The organism is Sphingomonas phyllosphaerae 5.2, assembly GCF_000419605.1.
Lineage (GTDB): Bacteria > Pseudomonadota > Alphaproteobacteria > Sphingomonadales > Sphingomonadaceae > Sphingomonas > Sphingomonas phyllosphaerae_B.
In genome coordinates this window covers 2,029,816-2,053,437 of record NZ_ATTI01000001.1, presented here as the reverse complement: position 1 = coordinate 2,053,437, position 23,622 = coordinate 2,029,816, and the positions used below count along the sequence as shown (strand labels likewise).

Here is a 23,622-nt window from a genome sequence, read left to right as displayed (position 1 = left end):
AAAGGTCAGCGCGCCGCCGTGCGGGCATGCGCCTGCGTGCCGCGGGAAAAGACGCGGTCGTCGGGCAGGATCGTCTCCGGATCATGATCCGGCTGGCCTTCCAGCCCGGCGTAGAGCGGCCCGAAGTCGCTGTTGAGCGTCTGGTCGAGCAGATCCTCGAAACTATCGATGACGAAGTAGCTCTGCTGGAAATCGTCGATGCGATAGCGCGTGCGCATCACCCGGCGCAGGTCGAAGCCGATGCGGTTCGGCGACGGGTCGTCGAGTGCGAAGATCGACTCGCTATGTGACGATACGATGCCCGCGCCGTAGAGCGCCAGCCGGTCGCCGGAGCGGACGAGGCCGAATTCGACGGTGTACCAATAAAGCCGCGACAGCCGCTCGATCGCGCCCATTGCCGCCGCGCGCTGCCCACCACGACCATAGGCCTGCATATAGTCGGCGAAGACCGGGTCGGCGAGCAGCGGGACATGGCCGAAGACGTCGTGGAAGACGTCGGGCTCCTGCAGATAGTCGAGCTGGTCGGGGCGGCGGATGAAATTGCCGGAGACGAAGCGGCGGTTGGCGAGGTGATCGAAGAACACATCGTCAGGGACGAGGCCGGGCACCGCCACTACCTGCCATCCGGTCGCCTTCATCAGCCGTTCGGACAATTCGTCGAAATCGGGGATGCCGGGCTTCGAGAGCCGCAACACGTCGAGCCCGGCCATGAACTCAGGCGCGACGCGGCCCGGCAGCATCGCGATCTGCCGCGCGAACAGCGTGTCCCAGGTGGCGTGTTCCTCAGCGGTATATGCGTCCCAGCCTTGCGGGATCGTCCAATCGGCGGCGGCCGTAGCGGGCCGGGTCAACGCTGCATCTGCCATTCGGGCATGATGTCGCAACGGCGCGATCAATGCTTATCAGAATAGCGCTGTTTCGGGCTGTCGGTGAACGGGGCAGTTCGTTAAAGCAGGGAACGATGAAACAGCCTGCCTCGCTCGACGCCATCGATCGCCGGATCGTTTCCGCCCTCCAGGACGACGGGACGCTCAGCAACGCCGATCTGGCGCAGACGGTCGGCGCATCGTCGGCGTCGTGCTGGCGGCGGGTCAAGGCGCTGGAGGCGGCGGGGGTGCTGACGCGGACGGTGCGGCTGGTCGACCCGGCCGCGGTCGGGCGGGGCGTTAACGTGCTGTGCAATGTGCGGATGCGTAGCCACGCGATCGAGGCACGACAGGATTTCGAACGCTTCGTCGACGGGCGGCCGGAGATCATAGAGAGTTTCTCGATGTCGGGCGAGTGGGATTACCTGCTGCGGATCGTCGTCACCGATGTGGGCGACTACAATCACTTCCTCATGCAGGTGATGCTCGGCCATCCGTCAGTCGCGGGGGCGTCGTCGCATTTCGCGCTGTCGATGACGAAATATACGACCGCGATCCCGGTGTGATCGCCATGGCGCGCGTGGCGAGCCGATGCGGCACCGGATCAGAATGCGCCGGAGCGCTTCGCTCCGTCAGGGCCGATCGACCCTCAGCCGGTGCTCGCAACGACGGGTAGAGGCAGCAAATCTGCTCGAGCGCGGGAGCGCGGTTCGCCAGAACAGACCGATGATCTTCATCGGCGAACCGCCCGGCGCCCGTGAGGCGCCGATCGTCGATCCCGCCTAGCAGCGGCGGGCTATGCCGCCATCCATCCTGCGAGCGCGTCACGGGCGCGGTCGGTGTACATCTTCTTGCGATCCGCCTTCTTGGTCCGGCCGGGGATCGGCGGGAAGAGCCCGAAGTTGACGTTCATCGGCTGGTAGCTGTCCGCCGCCGCGCCGCCGGTGATGTGCGACAGCAGCGCGCCGAACGCGGTTTCGATCGGCGGCGGGGCGAGCGTTTCGCCGCGTAGCTCGGCAACCGCGAAGCGCCCGGCGAGCAGGCCGATCGCGGCGCTCTCGATATAGCCTTCGCAGCCGGTGATCTGCCCGGCGAAGCGGACGTTGGGGCGGGAGCGCAGCCGCAGCGTCTCGTCGAGCAATTCCGGCGAGCGCAGGAAGGTGTTGCGGTGCAGCCCGCCGAGCCGCGCGAACTCCGCCTTCTCCAGCCCGGGGATGGTGCGGAAGATGCGGACCTGCTCGGCATGCTTCAGCTTGGTCTGGAAGCCGACGATATTCCACAGCGTGCCGAGCGCATTGTCCTGACGCAACTGGACGCAGGCATAAGGCCAGCGGCCGGTGCGCGGATCATCGAGCCCGACGCCCTTCATCGGCCCGAAGCGCGGCGTGTCGATCCCCCGCTCGGCCATCACCTCGATCGGCATGCACCCCTCGAAATACGGGACGTTCTCCCACTCGCGGAATTCGGTCTTCTCGCCCGCGAGCACCGCGTCGATGAACGCGAGATATTGCTCCTTGTCGAGCGGACAGTTGATGTAGTCCGAGCCCTCGCCCTTGTTCCAGCGTGACTGGAACCACGCCGTCTCCATGTCGATCGAGTCGCGGTGGACGATCGGGGCGATCGCATCGAAGAAGGCGAGCGAATCGCGGCCGGTCTCCGTAGCGATGCTGTTCGACAGCGTCGCGGCGGTGAGCGGCCCCGTCGCGACGATCGCGGGCGTTTCGGGCAGCGTGTCGATGCGCTCGCGCACGACGGTGATGTTGGCATGTGCCGCCACCGCCGCGGTGACGGCGGCGGAGAAGCCGTCGCGGTCGACCGCGAGCGCCGAGCCGGCGGGAACGCGGTGGCGGTCGCCCTCCCGCAGGATCAGCGAGCCGAGCGCGCGCATCTCCTGATGCAGCAGCCCGACCGCGTTGCTGTCCGCATCGTCGCTGCGGAAGCTGTTCGAGCAGACCAGCTCCGCGAGATCGGTGGTATGGTGTGCGGGGGTGGTCTCGCCCGAGCCGCGCATCTCGGACAGGCGAACCCTGAACCCGGCCTCGGCGAGTTGCCACGCGGCCTCGGACCCGGCGAGCCCGCCGCCAACGATATGGATGTCATGCGTCATGCGCCCGCGGATAGCGGCTACGGCTTGTCTTGTCAGGTGCGTGTGGCCACCTCGGCGCGATGACGATCTATACTATCGGATATGAAGGCGTGACGATGGCGGAATTCATCGCCACGTTGCAGGGCGCGGGCGTGCGGCGCGTGATCGACGTGCGCGCCCTGCCGCTGTCGCGGCGGCCGGGGTTTTCGAAGTCACCGCTGAAGGCGTCGTTGCAGGAGGCGGGGATCGAATACGTCCACCTCAAGGCGCTGGGCACGCCGAAGCGCGGGCGCGATGCGGCGAAGAAGGGCGACGTCGGTACGCTGACCGCGGTCTATGACGCGCAACTGGAATTGCCCGAGGCGCAGGCGCAGGCGGTGCAGATGCTGGCGCTGGCCGACGAGATGCCGAGTGCGCTGGTCTGCTACGAGCGCGAGCCGTGCCATTGCCACCGGACGTTGTTGCTGCACGCGGTGGGCGAAGATCGTGAGGTAGTGGATCTGTATGCGTGATGGCGCATCCGGCTGCCGGTGTTGGTAATCGCATGAGGACACACGGCAGCGCGGATTTTGATGGCGGTCGCACTATCGGCGGTTAGCGGCCGATCGGGTCAGCCGGTGATCGGGAGTCGCACGGTTCCGTCGGGCAGCCGCTCCAACGGGCCGTACGCCACCACGGTCTCCAGCAGCATCTCGCCGTAGAGGTGCGGGAAGAGCTGACCGCCGCGTGACTCCTCCCATTTGATCTTGTCGGCGTGCGCGGCGAGATCGACCGCGGCGACGTGGAGGTCGCCTTGCCCGGCGAAATGCTTGTCGACGGTCTCGGTCAGCTGCGCGGCGGTCGACAGATGGATGTAGCCATCGGCGATATCGACCGGTGCGCCGCCGAACCGCCCGTCATGTTCGAGCAGCGCCATCTGATCGGCGGTCAGCACCTTGTAGGCGGTCAGTGGCGTGTCGGTCATTCGCCATCCTCCGGGCCGGCGGCGTCGTCGTCACCGATCGTCGCGCCGTCGTCGGGTGCAACCGCCTGTTCGCCGGACAACTCCGCGGCGACCAGTGCCTCGGCCGCATCCTCGGGCTCGGGCTCCTCGTCGATGCGCGCGGCGGAGACGACGTGTTCGTCCTTCGCAACGTTGAACAACCTCACGCCCGCCGAACCACGCCCGATGACGCGCAGGCTGGCCAGCGGCATGCGGATCATCTTGGCCTGATCGGTGACGAGCATCAGTTGCTCGGCCTTGGTGGACGGGAAGCTCGCGACGACCGGGCCGTTGCGCGCGATATTGTCGATGTTGGTGATGCCCTGCCCACCGCGGCCGGTGCGGCGATATTCGTACGCGGAGCTGATCTTGCCATAGCCGTTGGCGCAGACGGTGAGGATGAACTGCTCGCTGGCGCGCAGTCGCTCGAAATCGAGCTGGTTCATCGTCAATTCGCCTTCGCGCTCCTTCCAGGGAGCGTTGCGCAGATACAATTCCCGCAACTCGCCGTCCGCCTCGACGCGGTGCAGCACCGACAGCGATATGACGTGATCCTCGCCCTTCAGCGCGATGCCGCGCACGCCCGTCGAGTTGCGACTCTGGAATTCGCGCACCTCGTCCGCGGCGAAGCGGATCGCCTTGCCGGCGCGGGTGGCGAGCAGCACGTCGTCGCCTTCGTCGAGCAAGGCGACGCCGATCAGCCGGTCGTCGGTGTCCTCGCCCTCGAACTTCATCGCGATCTTGCCGTTCGACGGCACGTTGGTGAACGAATCCATCGAGTTGCGGCGCACCGAACCCTTGGCGGTGGCGAACATGACGTGCAGCTTGCCCCAGTCCGCCTCGTCCTCCGGCAGCGGCAGGACGGTGGAGATCGTCTCCCCCTGTTCCAGCGGGAGCAGGTTGATCATCGGGCGGCCGCGCGTTGCCGGGCCACCCTCGGGCAGGCGCCAGACCTTCATGCGATAGACGCGGCCGAGCGTGGAGAAGAACAGTACCGGCGTGTGCGTCGAGGTGACGAACAGCTTGGTGACGATGTCCTCGTCCTTGGTCGCCATGCCGGCGCGGCCCTTGCCGCCGCGTGCCTGCGCGCGGAAGGCGTCGAGCGGGGTACGCTTGATATAGCCGGCCATGGTGACGGTCACCACCATGTCCTCGCGCTCGATCAGGTCCTCGTCGTCGATGCCGTCGGCGGCGGCGGCGATTTCGGTGCGGCGCGGGGTGGCGAACAGATCGCGCACCTCGCGCAGCTCGTCGCGCATCACCTGATACAATTTGACGCGGTCGGCGAGGATCGCGAGCAAGTCGGCGATCGATTCGGCGAGGGTCTTCAACTCGTCGCCGATCTCGTCGCGGCCCAGCGCGGTGAGGCGGTGCAGGCGCAGGTCGAGGATCGCGCGGACCTGCGTCTCGGACAGGCGATAGCCGTCGCCGACGACGTCGGCCTCCAGCGCCTCGACCAGTCGCAGATACGGCGCGATCTCCGCAATCGGCCATTCGCGCGCCAGCAGCTTGCCGCGCGCCTCCGCCGGGCTGGACGAGCCGCGGATGATCTTCACCATCTCGTCCAGGTTGGACACCGCGATGACGAGGCCGAGCAAGATATGCGCCCGCTCGCGCGCCTTGTTCAGCTCGAACTTCGCGCGGCGGGTGATGACCTGCTCGCGGAAGGTGATGAATGCCGCGATGATGTCGCGCAGGTTCAGCAATTCCGGCCGCCCGCCGCGGATCGCGAGCATATTGGCCGGGAACGACCCCTGGGCGGGCGTGTGCCGCCACAGCTGGTTCAGCACCACCTCCGGCGTGGCGTCGCGCTTCAGGTCGATGACGATCCGCACGCCCTCGCGGTTCGATTCGTCGCGAATGTCGCTGACGCCCTCGATCCGCTTGTCCTTCGCGGCCTCCGCGATCTTCTCGACCAGCGCGTTCTTGCCCTGCTGGAACGGGATCTCGGTGAGCACGATCGAGGTGCGGTCGCCGCGCCCGGTCTCGACCTTGTGGCGCGAGCGGACGATCACCGACCCTCGCCCGGTCTGGTAGGCGGAGCGCGCGCCGGCGCGGCCGAGGATGATCGCGCCGGTCGGGAAATCCGGACCGGGGACGATCTCCATCAGCTCCTCGATCGTGATCGCGCCATTATCGAGGTAGGCGAGGCACGCGTCGACGACCTCGCCGAGGTTGTGCGGCGGGATGTTGGTCGCCATGCCGACCGCAATGCCGCCCGCGCCGTTGACCAGCAGGTTCGGGAAGCGCGCCGGCAACACCTGCGGCTCGCGCTCCGACCCGTCGTAGTTCGGCTGGAAATCGACCGTGTCCTTGTCCAGGTCGTCCATCAGATAGTTGGCGGACTTCGCCAGCCGTGCCTCGGTATAGCGCATCGCGGCGGCGGGATCGGGATCCATCGAGCCGAAATTGCCCTGGCCGTCGATCAGCGGCAGCCGCATCGACCAGTCCTGCGTCATGCGAACCAAGGCTTCGTAGATCGAGCTGTCGCCGTGCGGGTGGTATTTACCGATCACGTCGCCGACGATGCGCGCCGACTTGCGATACGGGCGGTTGTACAGGAAGCCGCTTTCGTTCGCCGAATAGAGGATGCGGCGATGCACCGGCTTCAATCCGTCGCGAACGTCGGGCAGCGCCCGCGCGACGATGACGCTCATCGCATAGTCGAGATAGCTGGTCTTCATCTCCTCGACGATGGAGATGGGGGCGATATGGGAAGGGTCCGCCACGGCGGTTTCGTCGCTCAACGCTTCGCTTTCAAGTGTGTCAGGTAACCGATCTGCACTAGCGAAGCGCGATGGCGCTGACCACCCCCGCGCACCGGATCGCGAACGGAGGTGGTCGCAGCGCGTTTACGACTTGCAGGCGGCCTTCGTCGCATTGCCCCGCTTCGCACAATCGTAGGTGACGGTCTTGCCGGTGGTGGTCTTCGTCGTGACCATGTGACCGGTCGCCGTCGGGCGCGTCCTGGTGGCGGTGGTGCGCGATGCCACCGTCGTGGCGGCGCCGGTCTTCTTCGTCACCACATGGCGTGCCACATGCGTCGAAGCCGGCGCGGCGGCCTGTGGTGTGGTCGCCGCCAGCGCCGCGCCACCGGACAAGAGGGCGCCGGCGGCGAGGATCGCGAAGGGAAGGTTCCTGTTCATCGCATTGCTCCTGGTGAGCGGCGTCCGCGATCCGGACGTCGTGGGAGCGATCATCCGCCATCGCGCGCATCGTGGCGATGGCCGGTGCATGACCGATCGGTCATGAACGCGTGGCTGATTACGGTGCGATCTCCGTACCATCCCATGCAAACAGCTTGCCGCTGTCGCCGGGTTTGAGCGCGTCGAGCACATCGAGCAGCTGGACCGCGGCGCGACCCGGCTGGAACAGGTCCCGCCCGCTTTGCTGGAACGGCTTCGACAGGCGGGTGTCGACGGTGCCGGGATGCAGCGCGACGACGATGCCGCGGTCGTTGCGGCGCTTGTCCTCGACCGCGAGCGTGCGGATCAACTGATTGAGCGCGGCCTTGCTGGCGCGGTAGCCGTACCAGCCACCGAGGCGATTGTCGGAGATGCTGCCGACGCGTGCCGACAGCGCGGCGAAGACCGAGCGGCCGGTGCGGGGCATGATCGGCAGGAAATGCTTGGCGACCAGCGCCGGGCCGATCGCGTTGACCGCATATTGCCGCGCCAGCCACACTGGGTCGAGATCGCGCAACGCCTTTTCGGGACCATGATCGGTATCGTGGAGCAGGCCGGTCGCGACGACCACCATGTCGGCTTTCGCGACCTTCGCGGCCGCGGCGGCGATCCCGGGCTCGTCGGTGAGATCCAGGTCGGCACGGGCGAGGCGAACGACATCGTTCTCCTCCTCCTCCAGCGCGTCGGCGAGCGCCGCGCCGATCCCGCCGCCGGTGCCTATGACGACCGCGCGCATCACGCGGCGCGCCGGAACGACCAGCGCAGGTCGTCGCTGGCAGCGGGGTCGTAGCGGTAGCCGGCGGTGTCGAACGCCTTCATGCCGTCGAGATCGGCGACATGATGCTCGACCAGATAGCGCGCCATCATCCCGCGCGCCTTCTTGGCGTGGAAGCTGATGAAGCGATCGTCGGCTTCGCGGAAGTCGACCGCGACGACGCGAATGGCCGGCGGGAGCTTGCCCGCGACCGCCTCCCAATATTCCTGGCTGGCGAGATTGAGGACGACGCCGGATCCTTCCGCGGCGACATCCGTGGCGAGTGCGTCGGCGATGCGCGTGCCCCACCAGTCGGTCAGCTTGTCGCGCCGCGGCGCCCAGCGCGTGCCCATTTCCAGACGATATGGGCGCATGCCGTCGAGCGGACGGAGCAGCCCGTACAAGCCGGAGAGCAGGCGCAGATGATCCTGCGCGAACCGGACCGCAGGTTCGTCGAGCGTCGTGGCCTCGATCCCGCTGTAGACGTCGCCCGCGAAGGTATAGAGCGCCGGGCGTTCTTCGGCGTCGGCGAAGTCGCGGAAGCGATCGGCGTTGAGCTTGGCGAGCGCGGGGGAGATCTTCATCAGCTCGGCAAGCCGCTTCTGCGTCAGGTGCGACGCGGCCTTCGCCAGCGTCGCCGCCTCCGCCCCGAACCGAGCGGGCGTAGCCGGGAAGGGGGCAGGGGTTTCGAGATCCAGCGTCTTGGCGGGCGAGAGAACGGCGATCATCCGCGCGTCCGTACCGCCCGCGCGGCGTGCGTTCAATCGCGGTTCAGCGACGGAAATGCATTGCTACGGTACATTCCTTGAACACGCGCGCGGCCGGCACTAGAGGAGCCGACGAGCGTTACGCCCGCGAAATCTGGAGAGACGTGTCGATGAAGACCCTTTCGAACGCCGTTATGGCTGTGCTTCTGGCCGGGGGCGCAACCGTTGCGCTGTCGCAACCCGCCACGGCGCAGAAGCAGAAGAAGGAAGAGCAGAAGGGCGACCAGCTCAAGCTGAGCAACGAGGTGCGCGGTCCCGCCGCCCAGGCGCAGACTGCGCTGGCTGCCAAGGACGCGGCCACCGCCGCGCCGCTGGTCGCCGCCGTCGAGGCCGCGGCCAAGAGCGACGACGAAAAGTATATCGCTGCCGCGTTGCGCCTGAACCTGGAAGTGATCCAGCCGGGTGGCCCGAACAACGCGAACCTGGTCGCGCCGCTCGACGCGCTGATCGCCAGCCCGCGCACGGCGCAGGCCGACAAGGCGAAATATACCTATCAGCGCGGCGTAATCGCGGCGAACGCCAAGGACGCGGCGGGTGCGATGCGCTTCTTCGAGCAGGCGCAGCAGCTGGGGTACAACGACCCGAACCTGCCGCTCCAGCTCGTCAAGCTGAAGATGGACTCGGGCGATATCGCCGGTGGTTCGGCGGCGCTGGCCAAGATGGTCGACGAGCAGATGGCCGCAGGCCAGAAGCCGTCGGAGGACATCTTCCGCTACGCGATCGCGCGCAACAACACCGCCAAGAACCCGACGGAAGCGCGCGCATGGATGCGCCGTTACCTGACCGCCTATCCGACCGCGAAGAACTGGCGCGACATGCTGGTGTTCTGGGGCATCCAGCCGCAGTCGATGGCGACGCTGGACAAGTCGCAGAAGGTCGACCTGTATCGCCTGCTGCGTTCCGGCAAGGCGCTGGCCGATCAGTACGACTATGAGATCTACGCGCAGTGGACCTTCGATCAGGGCCTGCCGTGGGAATCGAAGGCGGTGCTGACCGAAGGCAAGGCGGCGGGCAAGATCCCGGCAAGCAGCCCCGATGCCGGCAGCCTGCTGGCCGCCGCGAACAAGTCGATCTCGAACGAAGGCTCGATGGCGGCGGTCGAGGCGCGTGCGATGAAGGCGGCGGACGGCAAGCTGGCCGCCAGCACCGCCGACGCGTATCTCGGCTCGGGCGAATATGCCAAGGCGATCGCGCTGTACCGCGCCGCGCTGCAGAAGGGTGGGGTGGATGCCAATGCGGTGAACACCCGCCTGGGCATCGCGCTCACCAACTCCGGCGACAAGGCCGCGGCGAAGACGGCGTTCCAGGCGGTGACCGGTACCCCGCGCGCCGACATCGCGGGGTGGTGGATCGACTTCCTGGATCATCCGCCGGTGGCGTGATCCGCGATCCACGGTTTCAGCGAAAGGGGCGGCCTGCGGGTCGCCCCTTTTCCGTTCGGGGGTGCTATCGAGAACCGCGACCGGCGCCGGATGGTGAGGCGGAGTCGACCTTCGTTCCCCTGCTCACGTCCGGGACGAAGGGTCGTGCGCAGCCGAGACTATTCGATCGGGACGCCGGCCTGCGCCTTGAAGGTGCGGATCGTCAGCGACGACTTCACGCTGGTGACGTTCGGTGCCGAGGTGAGCTTCGTCGTCAGGATGCGCTGGAAGCTCTCCAGATCCTGCGCGACGATCTTCAGGATGAAGTCGATCTCGCCGTTGAGCATGTGGCATTCGCGAACCTCGGGGATCGCGGCGACGTGCGATTCGAAGGCAGCCAGATCCTGCTCGGCCTGGCTGCGCAGGCTGACCATTGCGAAGACCGTGATCGGGAAACCGAGCTTGGTCGCGTCGCATTCGGCGTGATAGCCGCGGATTACGCCGGCCTGTTCCAGCGCGCGGACGCGGCGCAGGCACGGCGGCGCGGTCAGCCCGACGCGCTCGGCGAGATCGACGTTGGTCATTCGTCCATCCTCCTGCAAAAGCGCCAGGATTTCACGATCGATCCGGTCCAGGGTCATCACGCCTCACTCTGCTTGTACGCGCATCTTCGCGATAGCTACTGAAACCGCGCCTATAGGAATATTGCGCGCAAACGCAATTGTCCAAAGCTGCTTCATTACGGGATCGCGCGACGATCTGCGCAATATACCGGTCGCGGCCGTGGCTCTAGAAGCGGGGCACAAGGTTCGCAGCATAAATGAGGTGGTGGGTTTCGTGCGGTTCGACGACAGCCTGAAAACGGTGCTGGCCGCCGAGGCGACCTCCGCGTTGGGGGCACGCGCGGCGTTTCGGCAGCTCGTCGATCTGATCGGGCGCGGGCGCGCACCGGCCGACGAGCAATTGCTGTGGCGGCTGGCGGTGTTGCGCGAGCGGGTGCCCGCAGCGGTGCGCGTCGCGGCGGCACGATCGCTGGCGCTGGTCGACGCTCCGCTGCCGCTGGTCGAGTTCTTCATCACGGACACGCCCGAGATCGCGAGCACGGCGCTGCGGGCGGTGCGGCTGGACAGCGACGGGTGGGATGCCTTGTTGCCGAAACTGGGCGCGCTGGGGCGCAACGTCGTCGCGCGGCGGCGTGACCTGGCACCCTCGGTGGTGCGGGCGCTCGAATGCCTGGGGACGCACGATCTCCGGCTCGGTTATTCGCCGGCCGAAGCAGGTGAGGACGCGGTGGTCGTGGAGGCGACGCCGCGTTTCGAGGTCGCGGATCTGGTGCGGCGGATCGAGGCGCATCAGCATCTGCGGGCGCCCCTGGCCGGCGAGGCGCCGTCGCCGTTGCCGGCGTTCCGGTTCGAGACCGACGCCGCGGGCGTGATCCGCTGGCTGGACGCTGCACCGCGCGGTGCCGTGATCGGGCTGACGCTCGATCATCGTGGCGGCGCGTGGAGCGACGCTGCGGTCGACGGCGTCGCGGCGGGCGCGTTCCGCAAGCGGGCGGCGTTCACCGCCGCGCGGCTGATGGTGCCGGGCGAATCGGCGATCGCGGGCGAGTGGCGGATCGCGGGGGTGCCGATGTTCGACCATGCGACCGGTGCCTTCACGGGCATGCGCGGCCAGGCACGCCGCCCGCGCGCCGACGAACGTGTCGGCCGCCGCGAGGATCGCGCGGCGACCGTCGGCGCCGAGGGACTGCGGCGACTGGTGCATGAATTGCGCACCCCGACCAACGCGATCGCGGGCTTTTCGGAACTGATCGAGCAGCAATTGCTGGGCGACGTCGCGCCCGCCTACCGCGACCGCGCCAGCGACATTCGCCGTCATGTCATGGGATTGATCGGCGCGATCGAGGATCTCGACCTTGCGGCGCGGATCGACGGCCGCGCACTGGACCGCCGCAGCGGGATCACGCCCGCGTTCGCGCTCCTGCAACGGATCGGCAGCGATCTGGCGCCGCTGGCGACCTTGCGCAGCGCCGAACTGGTGCTGCCGGCGCAACGCGATGCGGCATGGTCGCTCGACCCCCGCGATGCGGAGCGGCTGGTATCACGGTTGCTTGCGACCTTGCTGTCGGCGGCACAGCCGGGCGAGCGGTTGATGATGGCGCTGGTCACCGGCGTGGGTACGCTGGCGCTGGCGGTCGTGCCGCCCGCCGCGTTCGCGACGCGCGACGAGGCGTCGTTGCTGGCGCTGGATGACGAGGATGCGACCGTCGACGAAGGCGCGCCGTTGCTCGGCGTCGGGTTCGCGCTGCGGCTGGTGCGCAATCTCGCGAGCGAACTGGGCGGGCGATTCGTGATCGCACCGGGCTATTTCACGTTGCTGTTGCCGGCGGTGGAGCAGGACGACAGCGGGCACGAAGGCAGCGACCAGGACGGAGCCGGGCAAGCGACGACGACGAGCGCGCCGTAATCGCCACGCGGTGGTGGGCCCGGCAGGACTCGAACCCGCAACCTAGCCGTTATGAGCGGCCAGCTCTAACCATTGAGCTACAGGCCCCGACACCGCGCCGCCCCCTAACGCCGCACGATGGCCGCTGGCAAGCGCTTCCGACGATTGCGCTGGCAGTGGCGAATGGCCATCTCGCCGGGATGACGAACGATAATCCGATCGATGAAACCGGTACGCTGCTGCGCGAAGGTGGCGCGTTCGTGCTGCAACGCGACGTTGGTGGCCGCTATGTACTGGAACTGGCGCGCGTTCCGGTCGATCACGTCCAGAAGCGGGTGCGGGTGCGCGGGACATTGTGCGGCGAGGATCGCGTCGCGGTGGACGGCGTGAGCGCCGCCTGAAGGAAGCGTGGACGGCGGGCGATGCCGCCATCCACGTTCCGGTCGTTCAGGCCCAGTTGGCCATCTTCTTCTCGAGGTTCAGGCGTACCGCCTCGAAGAACTGCTCGGTCGTCATCCAGCGCTGGTCGGGTCCGATCAGGATCGCGAGATCCTTGGTCATGTCGCCCGACTCTACGGTCTCGACGCAGACCTGCTCCAGCGTCTCGGCGAAGCGCGTCACGTCGGGCGTGCCGTCGAACTTGCCGCGATACTTGAGACCGCCGGTCCAGGCGAAGATCGACGCAATCGGGTTGGTCGAAGTCGCCTTGCCCTGCTGGTGCTGGCGATAGTGGCGCGTGACGGTGCCGTGCGCCGCCTCGGCCTCGATCGTCTTGCCGTCCGGGGTCATCAGCACCGAGGTCATCAGGCCCAGCGAGCCGAAACCTTGCGCGACCTGATCCGACTGGACGTCGCCGTCGTAGTTCTTGCAGGCCCAGACGAACTCGCCATTCCACTTCAACGCCGAGGCGACCATGTCGTCGATCAGGCGATGTTCGTAGACGATGCCCGCGGCCTTGAACTGGTCGGCGAACTCGCTTTCGAACACTTCGGCGAAGATGTCCTTGAAGCGGCCATCATAGGCCTTGAGGATCGTGTTCTTGGTGGACAGGTACACCGGCCAGTTGCGGCCGAGCCCGTAGTTGAGCGAGGCGCGTGCGAAGTCGCGGATCGATTCGTCGAGGTTGTACATGCCCATCGCGACACCCGCCGCCGGGAAATCGAACACCTCGTGCTCGATCGTCTCGCCGCCTTCGCCTTCCCACTTCATGGTCAGCTTGCCCTTGCCGGGCACCTTGAAATCGGTGGCCTTGTACTGGTCGCCGAACGCGTGGCGGCCGACGACGATCGGGTGCGTCCAGCCCGGGATCAGGCGGGGCACGTTCTTCATCACGATCGGCTCGCGGAAGACCACGCCGCCCAGGATGTTGCGGATCGTGCCATTCGGCGAACGCCACATCTTCTTGAGGCCGAATTCCTCGACGCGTTGCTCGTCGGGCGTGATCGTGGCGCACTTCACGCCGACGCCGTACTTCTGGATCGCCTTCGCGCTGTCGACGGTCACCTTGTCGTCGGTGCGATCGCGCTCCTGCACACCCAGGTCGTAATAATCGAGGTCGATATCGAGGTATGGCTTGACCAGTCGCTCGCGGATCCATTCCCAGATGATCCGCGTCATCTCGTCGCCGTCGATCTCCACGACGGGGGTCTTCACCTTGATCTTGGCCATGCTCGCTTGTCCTTCGAGTGGGTGGTTTGGTGTCGCGATAGGGGCAAGGGGGGCGAGGATCAACCGCGGCCGTGGTCATGCGATGATAGCGGGGCGTTGTCACCGGGCACGTGCGCCGGTAGGACGAAGCGATGACTTCGCTCGACAAGCCGCCGGTCGTCACGACCACCGTCAAGTGGCGCTTCCCCGCCGTCCACCCCGAGGGGCAGAAATTCACCGCCATCGCCTTCGGCATCACCTTGCTGATGACGATCGTGTCGAAGGTTTTCTTCTGGCCGTTCCTTGCGCTGACGCTGTGGGTGGCGGCCTTCTTCCGTGATCCGATCCGCACCACGCCGGTCGGCGACGATCTGATCGTCTCGCCGGCCGACGGCCTGATCACGATGATCGAGCGCGTTCCGGTGCCCCGCGAGCTGATCGGCGACCTCGGCGAGATGCCGATGGTGCGCGTGTCGGTGTTCATGTCGGTGTTCGACGTCCACATCAATCGCTCGCCGATCGCGGGGACGATCCGGCAGGTCGTCTATATCTCGGGCAAGTTCCTCAACGCCGACCTCGACAAGGCGTCGGAGGAGAACGAGCGGCAGCATTTCGTGGTCGAGGGTTTCGACGGGCGACGCGTCGGCTTCACGCAGATCGCCGGGCTGGTCGCACGGCGGATCGTCGGCTTCGCCAAGATCGGCGACATCGTCGCGGCGGGACAACGCGTGGGGCTGATCCGCTTCGGCAGCCGCGTCGACGTCTATCTGCCCGAGGGTTTCGAACCGCAGGTGGCGCTGGGGCAGCGCGCGGTGGCGGGTGAGACGGTGCTGGGCCGCTTCGGCGTTCCGCGCATCACCGGCGTGTCGCAGTAAGCGCGCCGACCATGCAACCGCCGCTCCGCCGCCCGCTGCGTCGCCCTCCCGGCGGGTTGCCGCTGCGCGCCGTCGCCCCGAATGCGGTGACCGCGTTGGCGCTCTGCTCCGGCCTGTCCGGAATCCGCTTCGCGATCTCCGGACATTGGGAGCTGGCGGTGGTCATGGTGCTGGTCGCCGGCGTCCTCGATGGCCTGGACGGCCGCGTTGCGCGGATGCTGCACGGCGAAAGCCGCTTCGGGGCGGAACTTGATTCGCTTTCGGATGCGATCTCATTCGGCGTTTCGCCGGCGCTGATCCTGTATCTGTGGTCGCTCAACACGTTGCCACGCTTCGGCTGGATGGCGACGTTGGTCCTGGCGGTGTTTTGCGCGCTGCGCCTCGCACGCTTCAACGCCCATATCGATGCCGACGACCAGCCGCACAAATCAGCGGGCTTCCTCACCGGCGTGCCGGCACCCGCCGGTGCTGCGCTCGCCTTGCTGCCGCTGTTCCTGTGGTTCGTCACCGACGCACCGATATTGCGCGATCCGCGGCTGGTGGCACCGTGGACCGTGCTGGTCGCGTTGTTGATGGTCTCGAGCCTCGCCACGTTCTCGTGGGGCTCGCTCAAGCTGCGCCCCAACATCCGCTTCGAGGCGATCGCGATCGTCGTCGCGGTGGGCGCGGCGGCGGTCAGTGCGCCGTGGCAAACCGCCGCCAGCGCCGGGATCGCCTACCTCGTGTCGATGCCGTTCAGCGTCGCGAGCTATGCACGCATCAAGCGGCTTCGCGCGACCGCAACGTCATCATCGCCGACCCCGCCGCCCAGCGCCTGACCGCAATCCGCCGCTCGGCGCGTACCAGCGTCGAAAGCGGTTCGAAGCGCGGATCGGCCGACCCGCCGCGCAGCACCGCCACGATCCGCGCCGCCTGCGGCCGCAGCGTCGCGACCAGCGCGTAGATTGCGAACGCTGCCGCGCCGCCGAACACCATCACTGCCATAAAGGTCGCCATGCTCGCCTCCTCGCACATCGTGCGAACCATGCCGCTGTAAATTCCCGCGCAGCGTCATGGTTCCTGAATCAGTATCAGAGTGGACGTTCTGGAACCCAGTTCGCGCTCTGTTCCATTGCTTGTTCCACCTATGTTCGCGCGTGTCAACTCCGTCGTGATCGTTGCAATGCACGACGCCATCCGCTAAGGCGCGCGCCTCAACCCCGCATGGGGAGCATCATCAACCGGTGCGCTGGCCTTTCAGGTCGCGTCACTCGCTCCCCAGAGGCTCAACCGGAAGGAAAAAACACCATGGCGGCTCCTGTCGTCTCCATGCAGCAGCTGATCGAGACCGGCGCGCACTTCGGCCACCAGACCCACCGCTGGAACCCGAAGATGAAGCCCTACATCTTCGGCGAGCGTAACGGCGTCCACATCATCGACCTGTCGCAGACCGTGCCGCTGTTCGCGCGCGCGCTCGACTTCGTCAGCCAGTCGGTCGCGGCTGGCGGCAAGGTGCTGTTCGTCGGCACCAAGCGCCAGGCGCAGGAGCCGGTCGCCGAGGCAGCGCGTCGCGCCGGCCAGCATTTCGTCAACCACCGCTGGCTGGGCGGCATGCTCACCAACTGGAAGACGATCTCGAACTCGATCAAGCGCCTGAAGAGCCTTGAGGAGCAGCTGTCGGGCAACACCGCCGGCCTGACCAAGAAGGAAGTGCTGCAGCTGACCCGCGAGCGCGACAAGCTCGAGCTGTCGCTGGGCGGCATCCGCGACATGGGCGGCGTTCCCGACGTGATGTTCGTGATCGACGCCAACAAGGAAGAGCTGGCGATCAAGGAAGCCAACACGCTGGGCATCCCCGTCGTGGCGATCCTCGATTCGAACGTGTCGCCGGACGGCATCGCTTTCCCGGTGCCTGCCAATGACGACGCAGCGCGCGCGATCCGCCTGTATTGCGAGGCGATCGCGATCGCCTCGACCCGCGGCAATCAGCAGCAGCAGGCGCGCAGCGGCGCCGATCTGGGCGCGATGATGGAGCCGCCGGTCGAGGAGGCGCTGACCGCCGAGCCGGCCCCCGACGAGAACGCCGCCGCCCCGACGATGGCTGATGCCCCGGCTCCCGAAGGCGAGCCCGCCGCCGCGTAAGGGACGCGCGAATGTCACGGAGGCTCCGTAAGCGCGGAGCCTTCCTGTTTCCCGTTCGGCGCGCGGCGATCGACCCGATCGTCGCGCGTCGACGCAATCAAAGCTGAGGACAGTGAAATGGCCGATATCACGGCAGCGATGGTCAAGGACCTGCGCGAGAAGAGCGGCGCGGGCATGATGGATTGCAAGAAGGCGCTGAACGAGGCCAGCGGCGACATGGAGGCGGCGCTGGACTGGCTGCGTACCAAGGGTCTGGCCGCGGCGCAGAAGAAGTCGAGCCGCACCGCCGCCGAGGGCCTGGTCGGCGTCGCCGTCGCCGGCACCAAGGGCGCGGTGGTCGAGGTGAACTCGGAGACCGACTTCGTCGCGAAGAACGAGCAGTTCCAGAACTTCGTGCGCGAAGTGACGCAGATCGCGCTCGCCACCGGCGGTGACGTCGAGGCGATCAAGGGCGCGGCGATGCCGTCGGGCACGACCGTCGGCGAGGCGCTGACCAACAATATCGCGACGATCGGTGAAAACCAGTCGATCCGCCGTGCGCGCCAGCTGAGCGTGACGAGCGGCGCCGTGGTGCCCTATGTCCACAACCAGCAGGCGCCGGGTCTGGGCAAGATCGGCGTGCTGGTTGCGCTGGAGAGCAACGCATCCGACGACGTGCTGCAGGCACTCGGCAAGCAGCTGGCGATGCACATCGCCGCCGCGTTCCCGAAGGCGCTGAACGAGGGCGATCTTGACGAGGCCGAGATCGAGCGCGAGCGCGCGATCGCGACCGAGAAGGCCGCCGAATCGGGCAAACCGGCCGACATCATCGCCAAGATGGTCGAGGGCTCGATCGCCAAGTACCGCAAGGAGCATGCGCTGGTCAGCCAGCTGTTCGTGATGGACGGCAAGACCAAGATCAGCGACGTGGTCGCCAAGGCCGGCAAGGACGCCGGCGCCGAGATCGTGCTAAAGGATTATGTCCGCTTCCAGCTCGGCGAAGGCATCGAGAAGGAAGTGTCCGACTTCGCCGCGGAAGTCGCCGCCGCCTCGGGCGTGGCACAGGGCTGATCGCGACCTTCGCCGCGGCGGTGATCCGCTGCGGCGCCTGACCGCGGGAACCGCCGCTCCGGTCTCGGCCGGGGCGGCGGTTTGCGTTCGGGACGAGGTGATCGTGTCAACCCATTGCCAGTGGCCGACCCGCCGCTTAGGGTCCGCGCCGCCCGCCCCCAGATAAAACGGAATTTCAGTGACCGAGCCTCGCTACAAACGCATCCTTCTCAAGCTGTCGGGCGAAGTCCTGATGGGCGAGGGCGGGCTTGCGATCGATCCGGCGGTGACCGCGCGCGTCGCGGAGGAGATCGCCGACGTGAAGGCGCAGGGCTACGAGCTGTGCGTGGTCGTGGGTGGCGGCAACATTTTCCGCGGGCTGGCCGCCGCAGCGCAGGGTTTCGAGCGCGGCACCGCCGATTACATGGGGATGCTGGCGACGGTCATGAACGCGCTGGCGGTGCAGAACGCGCTGGAGCAAATCGGCGTCGATACGCGCGTGCAGTCGGCGATTCCGATGCATTCGGTGTGCGAGCCGTTCATCCGCCGGCGCGCGGAGCGGCACCTGGAAAAGGGCCGCGTCGTGATCTTCGCTGCCGGTGTCGGTTCGCCGTTCTTCACGACCGATAGCGGCGCGGCGCTGCGCGCGGCGGAAATGAATTGCGATGCGCTGTTCAAGGGCACGTCCGTGGACGGTGTCTACGATGCCGATCCGAAGAAGGTCGAAGGCGCAAAGCGTTATGAAACCGTCAGTTACGACATGGTGCTGGCGAAGAACCTGAAGGTCATGGACGCCAGCGCCGTCGCGCTGTGCCGTGACTCGGAAATTCCGATCGTCGTCTTCAACATCCGGCAGCACGGCAATTTCGCCGCGGTGCTGGGTGGCAACGGCATTTCGACGATCGTGCAGAAGCAAGTGGAGAATATCGATGCCCGCGTATGACAAGGCCGATCTTGAGCGTCGCATGCACGGCGCGGTGGAATCGCTGAAGGGCGACCTGGGCGGCCTGCGCACCGGTCGCGCTTCGACCTCGTTGCTCGATCCCGTGAACGTCGAGGTCTATGGCGCGCACATGCCGCTCAACCAGGTCGCGACCGTTTCGGTGCCCGAGCCGCGGATGCTGTCGGTGCAGGTATGGGACAAGACGAACGTCGGGCCGGTCGAGAAGGCGATCCGCTCCGCAGGGCTCGGGCTGAACCCGATCAACGACGGCCAGACGCTGCGCCTGCCGATCCCCGATTTGACGGAGGAGCGCCGCAAGGAACTGGCGAAGCTCGCCGGGCAATATTCGGAGAAGGCCAAGATCGCGGTGCGCAACGTGCGCCGTGACGGGATGGACGCGCTGAAGGTCGACGAGAAGAAGAACGTCATCTCCGAGGACGAGCGCAAGCGCCACGAGACGGAGGTCCAGAAGCTGACCGACGCGACGATCGCCGAGATCGACACCACGTTTGCGGCCAAGGAAAAGGAAATCCTCAACAAGTGACGCGACGCATGCCCCGGAGGACGATCTGATGGCGACCGCCGCGGTTCCGCGGGCGGCGCCGGCCGTGCTGCCGCGCCACGTCGCGATCATCATGGACGGCAACGGCCGCTGGGCGGCGAGCCGGCGGATGCCGCGTGCGATGGGGCATCGCGCGGGCGTCGAGGCAGTGCGCAGCGTGACGCGTGCCGCGCGTGCGCTGGGGATCGAGGCGCTCACCCTTTATGCCTTCTCGTCCGAGAATTGGCGGCGGCCGGCGGAAGAGGTGAGCGGGTTGATGAAGCTGCTGAAGCTGTTCATCCGCAACGACCTCGCCGAGCTGGTTCGCGAAAATGTGCGATTGCGGGTGCTGGGCGACTACCGCCGCTTCCCGGCCGACGTCGTCGAGCTGATCGATGATGCGTTGGCGCGGACCGCAGGGAATAGCGGGCCGATCCTCGCGATCGCGCTGAACTATGGCGCGCAGGCCGAACTGGTCGAGGCGGCGCGCGCGCTGGCTGTGCAGGCGGCGGCCGGCGGGCTGGATCCGACGGCGATCGACGCCGACGCGATCGAAACGCAGCTGGAGACACGCGACCTGCCGCCGCTCGACCTGCTTATCCGCACTTCGGGCGAGCAGCGGCTTTCCAACTTCCTGTTGTGGCAGGCGGCGTATGCCGAATTGCTGTTCGTCGAGACGTTGTGGCCCGATTTCGGCGCCGACGATCTTGCCGCCGCGGTCGATGCGTTCGGGCAGCGGCAGCGCCGCTACGGCGGGCTGTGACGCGCACCGCATGAGCGACGATCTCCCGCTTCCGCACACCCCCGATGCCAAGCTGCGCACGCCGTCGAACCTGCGGCTGCGGATGATCGCCAGCGTGGGGATGATCGCGATCGCCTCCGCGGCGATCGTGTTGGGCGACATCGCTTTCTGGCTGCTGTCGATCGTGATCGCCTTGTTCATGATGGCGGAGTGGTGCGACCTGCAGCACGTGTCCGCCAAGACGAAGCGGCTGGCGCAGATGGCGCTCAGCGTGCCGCTGGCGACGATGGCGCCGGCGTGGCTGATCATCGAACCGCATGATTTCTTCACGCTGGGGCTGATCGGCGGTGCGGCGTTCTTCGTCGTGATCGTTACCAAGCTGCCGCAGCTGGCGCTGGGCGTGGTTTATTGCGGCGTACCGGTGCTGGCGCTGATCGTCCTGCGCCGGCACGGCGACATGGGTCTGCTCTATTCCTTCTGGACGATGGCGCTGGTTTGGGCGTGCGACATCGGTGCGTTCTTCGCCGGACGTTCGATCGGCGGACCGAAGCTGGCACCACGCCTTTCGCCCAACAAGACCTGGGCGGGGCTGATCGGCGGGACGATCGCCGCGGCAATGCTGGGCGGCGCGCTGCATGCGGTGGCGGGGCTCCCGCTCGCCCTCGCTGCGTGCTCGCCGTTGCTGGCGGTGTTGTCGCAGATGGGCGATCTCTACGAGAGCTGGCTGAAGCGGCGGGCGGGCGTCAAGGATTCGGGCAACATCCTGCCGGGACATGGCGGGGTGCTCGACCGCCTCGACGGACTGGTGCCGGTCGCGCCGGTCGCCGCCTTGCTGGTACTGATCCTGCCGAGCCTGCCGGCGTGAGAACCGTCAACATCCTTGGCGCCACCGGGTCGGTGGGTACGTCGACGCTCGACCTGGTGGAGCGTGCGCCGGAAGCGTTCCGGGTGCGCGCGCTGACCGCCAATTGCGACGTGACCCGTTTGGCCGCGGCCGCGATCCGGACCAACGCCGAACTGGCGGTGGTCGCAGACGAGCGTTGTCTCGGCGAGCTGCGCGCCGCGCTTGCCGGGACCGGCATCGCCGCGACGGGCGGCGCCGCTGCCGTCTGCGAGGCCGCGGCGAACGGCGCCGACTGGACGATGGGTGCGATCGTCGGCTGCGCCGGTTTGCGCCCGACACTGGCGGCGATCGAGCAGGGTGGCACGGTGGTGCTCGCCAACAAGGAGCCGCTGGTGTCGGCCGGCGCCATCATCACCGCGGCGGCGACGCAGCATGGCGCGACGTTGTTGCCTGCCGACAGCGAGCATAATGCGATCTTTCAATGTCTCGATCCGGCGCAGATCGCGCGGGTGAGGCGGATCATCCTGACGGCGAGCGGCGGACCGTTCCGCGACTGGTCGCTGGAGGCGATGGCGGCCGTCACGCCCGCTCAGGCCGTCGCGCATCCAAACTGGTCGATGGGCGCGAAGATTTCGGTCGACAGTGCGACGATGATGAACAAGGGGCTGGAGCTAATCGAGGCGGCGGCGTTGTTCCCGGTCCGCCCCGACCAGATCGAGATCGTGATCCATCGCCAGTCGGTGATCCACAGCATGGTCGATTATGTCGACGGATCGATGCTGGCCCAGCTCGGGCCATCCGACATGCGGGTGCCGATCGCCCATTGTCTTGCATGGCCGGACCGGATGGCTACGCCCATGGCGCCGCTGGACCTCGTCAAGCTTGGCAGGCTTGACTTCGAAGAGCCTGATAGCGAGCGTTTTTCCGCTCTGTCGCTGGCGCGATCGGCGGTCGATGCCGGCGGTGCGCGCCCGGCGATCCTCAATGCTTCCAACGAGGTCGCGGTCGCGGCGTTCCTGGCTGGCGCGATCGGCTTTCTTGAAATCGCCGCAATCGTCGACGATACCCTGCAGCGCTACGACCCGGCCGCGCCGGAAACCCTCGACGCGGTGCTCCACGTCGACGGCGAGGCGCGGAGAATGGCCGGTGAGCGCGTGAAGGACTGCGTGGCTTGATCCAAACTCCCGGACTGTTGCTGACCGTCCTCGCCTTTTTCCTGGTGATCGGTCCGCTCGTCTTCATCCATGAAATGGGCCACTACCTCGCAGGGCGCTGGTTCGGGGTTAAGGCCGAGGCGTTCTCGATCGGGTTTGGCCGCGAACTCGCGGGCTGGACTGACAGGCGCGGCACGCGCTGGAAGTTGGCGCTGCTGCCGCTGGGCGGATACGTGAAGTTCGCCGGCGACATGAATCCGGCCAGTCAGCCGACCACCGAGTGGCTTTCGCTGCCAGCGGCGGAACGGCAGGCGACGTTCCAGGCCAAGCCGGTCTGGCAGCGCGCGATCATCGTCGCCGCCGGACCGTTCGTGAATTTCGTACTCGCGATCCTGATCCTCGCCGGCTTCGCACTCGCTTACGGCGATGCGCGCACGCCGAGCGTCGTCGGCCAGGCGATCCCCGGCACCGCCGCGGCCGCAGCCGGGCTGCGCGTCGGCGACCGCGTGACCGCGCTGGGCGGTCGCGAGGTCGAGACGTTCGAGGACATGGTGCGGTTCGTGAAGATCCGTGCCGGCGAGCGCGTGCGGGTGGATTACGTGCGCGGCGATGTGCCGCAAAGCGTCGAGGCGGTCATCGGCACACAGGTGCAGGAAGATCGATTCGGCAACAGCTACAGGGTCGGGCTGCTGGGGATCGCGCCGGGCGCGCCGGTGATCGAGCCGGTGGGCGTGCTGGAGGCACCGATCGTCGCCGTGAACCGCACCGGCCAGATCGTCGGCATGATGGTCGAGACGATCGGGCAGATCATCTCCGGGCGCCGCTCGGTCAAGGAGCTCGGTGGGCCGCTGTCGATCGCCAAGGTCTCGGGCGAGCAGATCTCGCTTGGCACCGACGCGTTCGTTTTCCTGATCGCGCTGGTTTCGATCAATCTGGGGTTCATCAACCTGCTGCCAGTGCCGATGCTGGATGGCGGTCACCTGCTGTTCTATGCGATCGAGGCGGTGCGGCGACGCCCGGTCGCGCCGGAAGCGGTGGAATGGGCCTATCGCGGCGGGCTGGTGGCGGTACTTGCGCTGATGTTGCTCGTGACGTTCAACGATCTCGGCAACTTCGGCCTCTGGCGGCATCTGGCCGGGTTGATCGGGTGAGCAAGCTGGGGCAGGGCGACGCGGACGTCGTCGACCGGACCCGTACGGACGGCGTTTACTCTCGGGTGGGATTGCAGTGACGGTGTTGAACACTTCGACTTCGCGGGCGCGTGCCTCGGCGACCTT

25 protein-coding genes and 1 tRNA gene are annotated in these 23,622 nt (G+C 67.1%); 15 read left to right on the top strand and 11 right to left on the bottom strand.

What is annotated here, in order from left to right:
* Positions 1-5: 5 nt before the first annotated feature.
* Positions 6-866 (bottom strand): phenylalanine 4-monooxygenase, encoded by an 861-nt coding sequence (phhA, locus tag SPHPHY_RS0109580; RefSeq protein WP_022686463.1) that lies wholly within the window; start codon positions 864-866, stop codon positions 6-8.
* A gap of 95 nt (positions 867-961) precedes the next feature.
* On the opposite strand from phhA, the gene SPHPHY_RS0109575 reads away from it, so the two are divergent.
* Positions 962-1,432, top strand: a complete 471-nt coding sequence (locus SPHPHY_RS0109575) for an Lrp/AsnC family transcriptional regulator (protein WP_022686462.1) — start codon at positions 962-964, stop codon at positions 1,430-1,432.
* A gap of 230 nt (positions 1,433-1,662) precedes the next feature.
* Here the strand turns inward: SPHPHY_RS0109575 and trmFO are convergent, their stop codons facing one another.
* Positions 1,663-2,973 carry a methylenetetrahydrofolate--tRNA-(uracil(54)-C(5))-methyltransferase (FADH(2)-oxidizing) TrmFO gene (gene trmFO, locus SPHPHY_RS0109570; RefSeq protein ID WP_022686461.1) on the bottom strand — a complete coding sequence of 437 codons (1,311 nt, stop codon included), beginning with the start codon at positions 2,971-2,973 and terminating at the stop codon, positions 1,663-1,665.
* A gap of 59 nt (positions 2,974-3,032) precedes the next feature.
* Here trmFO and SPHPHY_RS0109565 point away from each other — a divergent pair, with 59 nt between their 5' ends.
* A complete protein-coding gene (locus SPHPHY_RS0109565) occupies positions 3,033-3,464 on the top strand; it encodes a DUF488 family protein (RefSeq protein WP_022686460.1) in 432 nt (143 codons plus the stop codon).
* Between the two features lie 98 nt (positions 3,465-3,562).
* On the opposite strand, the gene SPHPHY_RS0109560 is transcribed toward SPHPHY_RS0109565, so the two are convergent.
* The 5 genes from SPHPHY_RS0109560 to SPHPHY_RS0109535 form a co-directional block, all read right to left on the bottom strand.
* Complete coding sequence (locus SPHPHY_RS0109560; protein WP_022686459.1) at positions 3,563-3,916, bottom strand: DUF952 domain-containing protein; 354 nt, start codon at positions 3,914-3,916, stop codon at positions 3,563-3,565.
* On the bottom strand, positions 3,913-6,681 hold the full coding sequence (gene gyrA / locus SPHPHY_RS0109555; RefSeq protein ID WP_022686458.1) for a DNA gyrase subunit A: 2,769 nt from the start codon (positions 6,679-6,681) through the stop codon (positions 3,913-3,915). The genes SPHPHY_RS0109560 and gyrA overlap by 4 nt, the downstream gene beginning before the upstream one ends.
* Before the next feature lie 105 nt (positions 6,682-6,786).
* Complete coding sequence (locus tag SPHPHY_RS0109550; RefSeq protein WP_022686457.1) at positions 6,787-7,080, bottom strand: hypothetical protein; 294 nt, start codon at positions 7,078-7,080, stop codon at positions 6,787-6,789.
* A gap of 118 nt (positions 7,081-7,198) precedes the next feature.
* The gene (locus SPHPHY_RS0109540; RefSeq protein WP_022686455.1) at positions 7,199-7,855 is read right to left on the bottom strand and encodes an SDR family NAD(P)-dependent oxidoreductase; all 657 of its coding nucleotides are present in this window, start codon (positions 7,853-7,855) and stop codon (positions 7,199-7,201) included.
* On the bottom strand, positions 7,855-8,601 hold the full coding sequence (locus tag SPHPHY_RS0109535) for a YaaA family protein (protein ID WP_022686454.1): 747 nt from the start codon (positions 8,599-8,601) through the stop codon (positions 7,855-7,857). The genes SPHPHY_RS0109540 and SPHPHY_RS0109535 overlap by 1 nt, the downstream gene beginning before the upstream one ends.
* A gap of 149 nt (positions 8,602-8,750) precedes the next feature.
* Between SPHPHY_RS0109535 and SPHPHY_RS0109530 the strand changes: the two genes are divergently transcribed.
* Positions 8,751-10,022 (top strand): hypothetical protein, encoded by a 1,272-nt coding sequence (locus SPHPHY_RS0109530; RefSeq protein ID WP_028056714.1) that lies wholly within the window; start codon positions 8,751-8,753, stop codon positions 10,020-10,022.
* Positions 10,023-10,180: 158 nt separating this feature from the next.
* Here the strand turns inward: SPHPHY_RS0109530 and SPHPHY_RS0109525 are convergent, their stop codons facing one another.
* Entirely contained in the window at positions 10,181-10,642 is a 462-nt protein-coding gene (locus tag SPHPHY_RS0109525; RefSeq protein ID WP_022686452.1) for an Lrp/AsnC family transcriptional regulator, read from the bottom strand.
* A gap of 184 nt (positions 10,643-10,826) precedes the next feature.
* Here SPHPHY_RS0109525 and SPHPHY_RS19845 point away from each other — a divergent pair, with 184 nt between their 5' ends.
* A complete protein-coding gene (locus SPHPHY_RS19845) occupies positions 10,827-12,470 on the top strand; it encodes a sensor histidine kinase (protein WP_196802153.1) in 1,644 nt (547 codons plus the stop codon).
* Between the two features lie 11 nt (positions 12,471-12,481).
* On the opposite strand, the gene SPHPHY_RS0109515 is transcribed toward SPHPHY_RS19845, so the two are convergent.
* A tRNA-Ile gene (locus tag SPHPHY_RS0109515) sits at positions 12,482-12,557 on the bottom strand.
* Between the two features lie 92 nt (positions 12,558-12,649).
* On the opposite strand from SPHPHY_RS0109515, the gene SPHPHY_RS0109510 reads away from it, so the two are divergent.
* A complete protein-coding gene (locus tag SPHPHY_RS0109510) occupies positions 12,650-12,850 on the top strand; it encodes a DUF5818 domain-containing protein (protein ID WP_028056713.1) in 201 nt (66 codons plus the stop codon).
* Between the two features lie 46 nt (positions 12,851-12,896).
* Here SPHPHY_RS0109510 and SPHPHY_RS0109505 read toward each other — a convergent pair whose 3' ends face one another.
* Entirely contained in the window at positions 12,897-14,117 is a 1,221-nt protein-coding gene (locus SPHPHY_RS0109505) for an NADP-dependent isocitrate dehydrogenase (protein ID WP_022686450.1), read from the bottom strand.
* 131 nt (positions 14,118-14,248) lie between these two features.
* On the opposite strand from SPHPHY_RS0109505, the gene SPHPHY_RS0109500 reads away from it, so the two are divergent.
* A complete protein-coding gene (locus tag SPHPHY_RS0109500) occupies positions 14,249-14,971 on the top strand; it encodes a phosphatidylserine decarboxylase (protein ID WP_022686449.1) in 723 nt (240 codons plus the stop codon).
* Between the two features lie 11 nt (positions 14,972-14,982).
* Positions 14,983-15,789, top strand: coding sequence for a CDP-alcohol phosphatidyltransferase family protein (locus tag SPHPHY_RS0109495; protein ID WP_022686448.1), 807 nt, complete (start codon positions 14,983-14,985; stop codon positions 15,787-15,789).
* Here SPHPHY_RS0109495 and SPHPHY_RS19840 read toward each other — a convergent pair.
* Positions 15,731-15,967, bottom strand: a complete 237-nt coding sequence (locus SPHPHY_RS19840) for a hypothetical protein (protein WP_051148411.1) — start codon at positions 15,965-15,967, stop codon at positions 15,731-15,733. The genes SPHPHY_RS0109495 and SPHPHY_RS19840 overlap by 59 nt on opposite strands.
* A 291-nt stretch (positions 15,968-16,258) precedes the next feature.
* Here SPHPHY_RS19840 and rpsB point away from each other — a divergent pair, with 291 nt between their 5' ends.
* The 8 genes from rpsB (at position 16,259) to SPHPHY_RS0109450 (ending at position 23,496) form a co-directional block, all read left to right on the top strand.
* Complete coding sequence (gene rpsB, locus SPHPHY_RS0109485; protein ID WP_028056711.1) at positions 16,259-17,092, top strand: 30S ribosomal protein S2; 834 nt, start codon at positions 16,259-16,261, stop codon at positions 17,090-17,092.
* Positions 17,093-17,209: 117 nt separating this feature from the next.
* Positions 17,210-18,142: a translation elongation factor Ts gene (gene tsf / locus SPHPHY_RS0109480; RefSeq protein ID WP_022686445.1), complete on the top strand. Its 933-nt coding sequence runs from the start codon at positions 17,210-17,212 to the stop codon at positions 18,140-18,142.
* Positions 18,143-18,320: 178 nt separating this feature from the next.
* On the top strand, positions 18,321-19,064 hold the full coding sequence (gene pyrH, locus SPHPHY_RS0109475; protein ID WP_022686444.1) for a UMP kinase: 744 nt from the start codon (positions 18,321-18,323) through the stop codon (positions 19,062-19,064).
* The gene (frr, locus tag SPHPHY_RS0109470; protein ID WP_022686443.1) at positions 19,051-19,608 is read left to right on the top strand and encodes a ribosome recycling factor; all 558 of its coding nucleotides are present in this window, start codon (positions 19,051-19,053) and stop codon (positions 19,606-19,608) included. The genes pyrH and frr overlap by 14 nt, the downstream gene beginning before the upstream one ends.
* 28 nt (positions 19,609-19,636) lie before the next feature.
* Complete coding sequence (locus tag SPHPHY_RS0109465) at positions 19,637-20,368, top strand: isoprenyl transferase (protein WP_022686442.1); 732 nt, start codon at positions 19,637-19,639, stop codon at positions 20,366-20,368.
* A 10-nt stretch (positions 20,369-20,378) separates the two neighbouring features.
* Entirely contained in the window at positions 20,379-21,212 is an 834-nt protein-coding gene (locus tag SPHPHY_RS0109460; RefSeq protein WP_051148409.1) for a phosphatidate cytidylyltransferase, read from the top strand.
* Complete coding sequence (dxr, locus tag SPHPHY_RS0109455; RefSeq protein WP_022686440.1) at positions 21,209-22,366, top strand: 1-deoxy-D-xylulose-5-phosphate reductoisomerase; 1,158 nt, start codon at positions 21,209-21,211, stop codon at positions 22,364-22,366. The genes SPHPHY_RS0109460 and dxr overlap by 4 nt, the downstream gene beginning before the upstream one ends.
* The gene (locus SPHPHY_RS0109450; protein ID WP_028056709.1) at positions 22,363-23,496 is read left to right on the top strand and encodes a M50 family metallopeptidase; all 1,134 of its coding nucleotides are present in this window, start codon (positions 22,363-22,365) and stop codon (positions 23,494-23,496) included. Before dxr ends, SPHPHY_RS0109450 begins: the two co-directional genes overlap by 4 nt.
* Positions 23,497-23,622 lie beyond the last annotated feature (126 nt).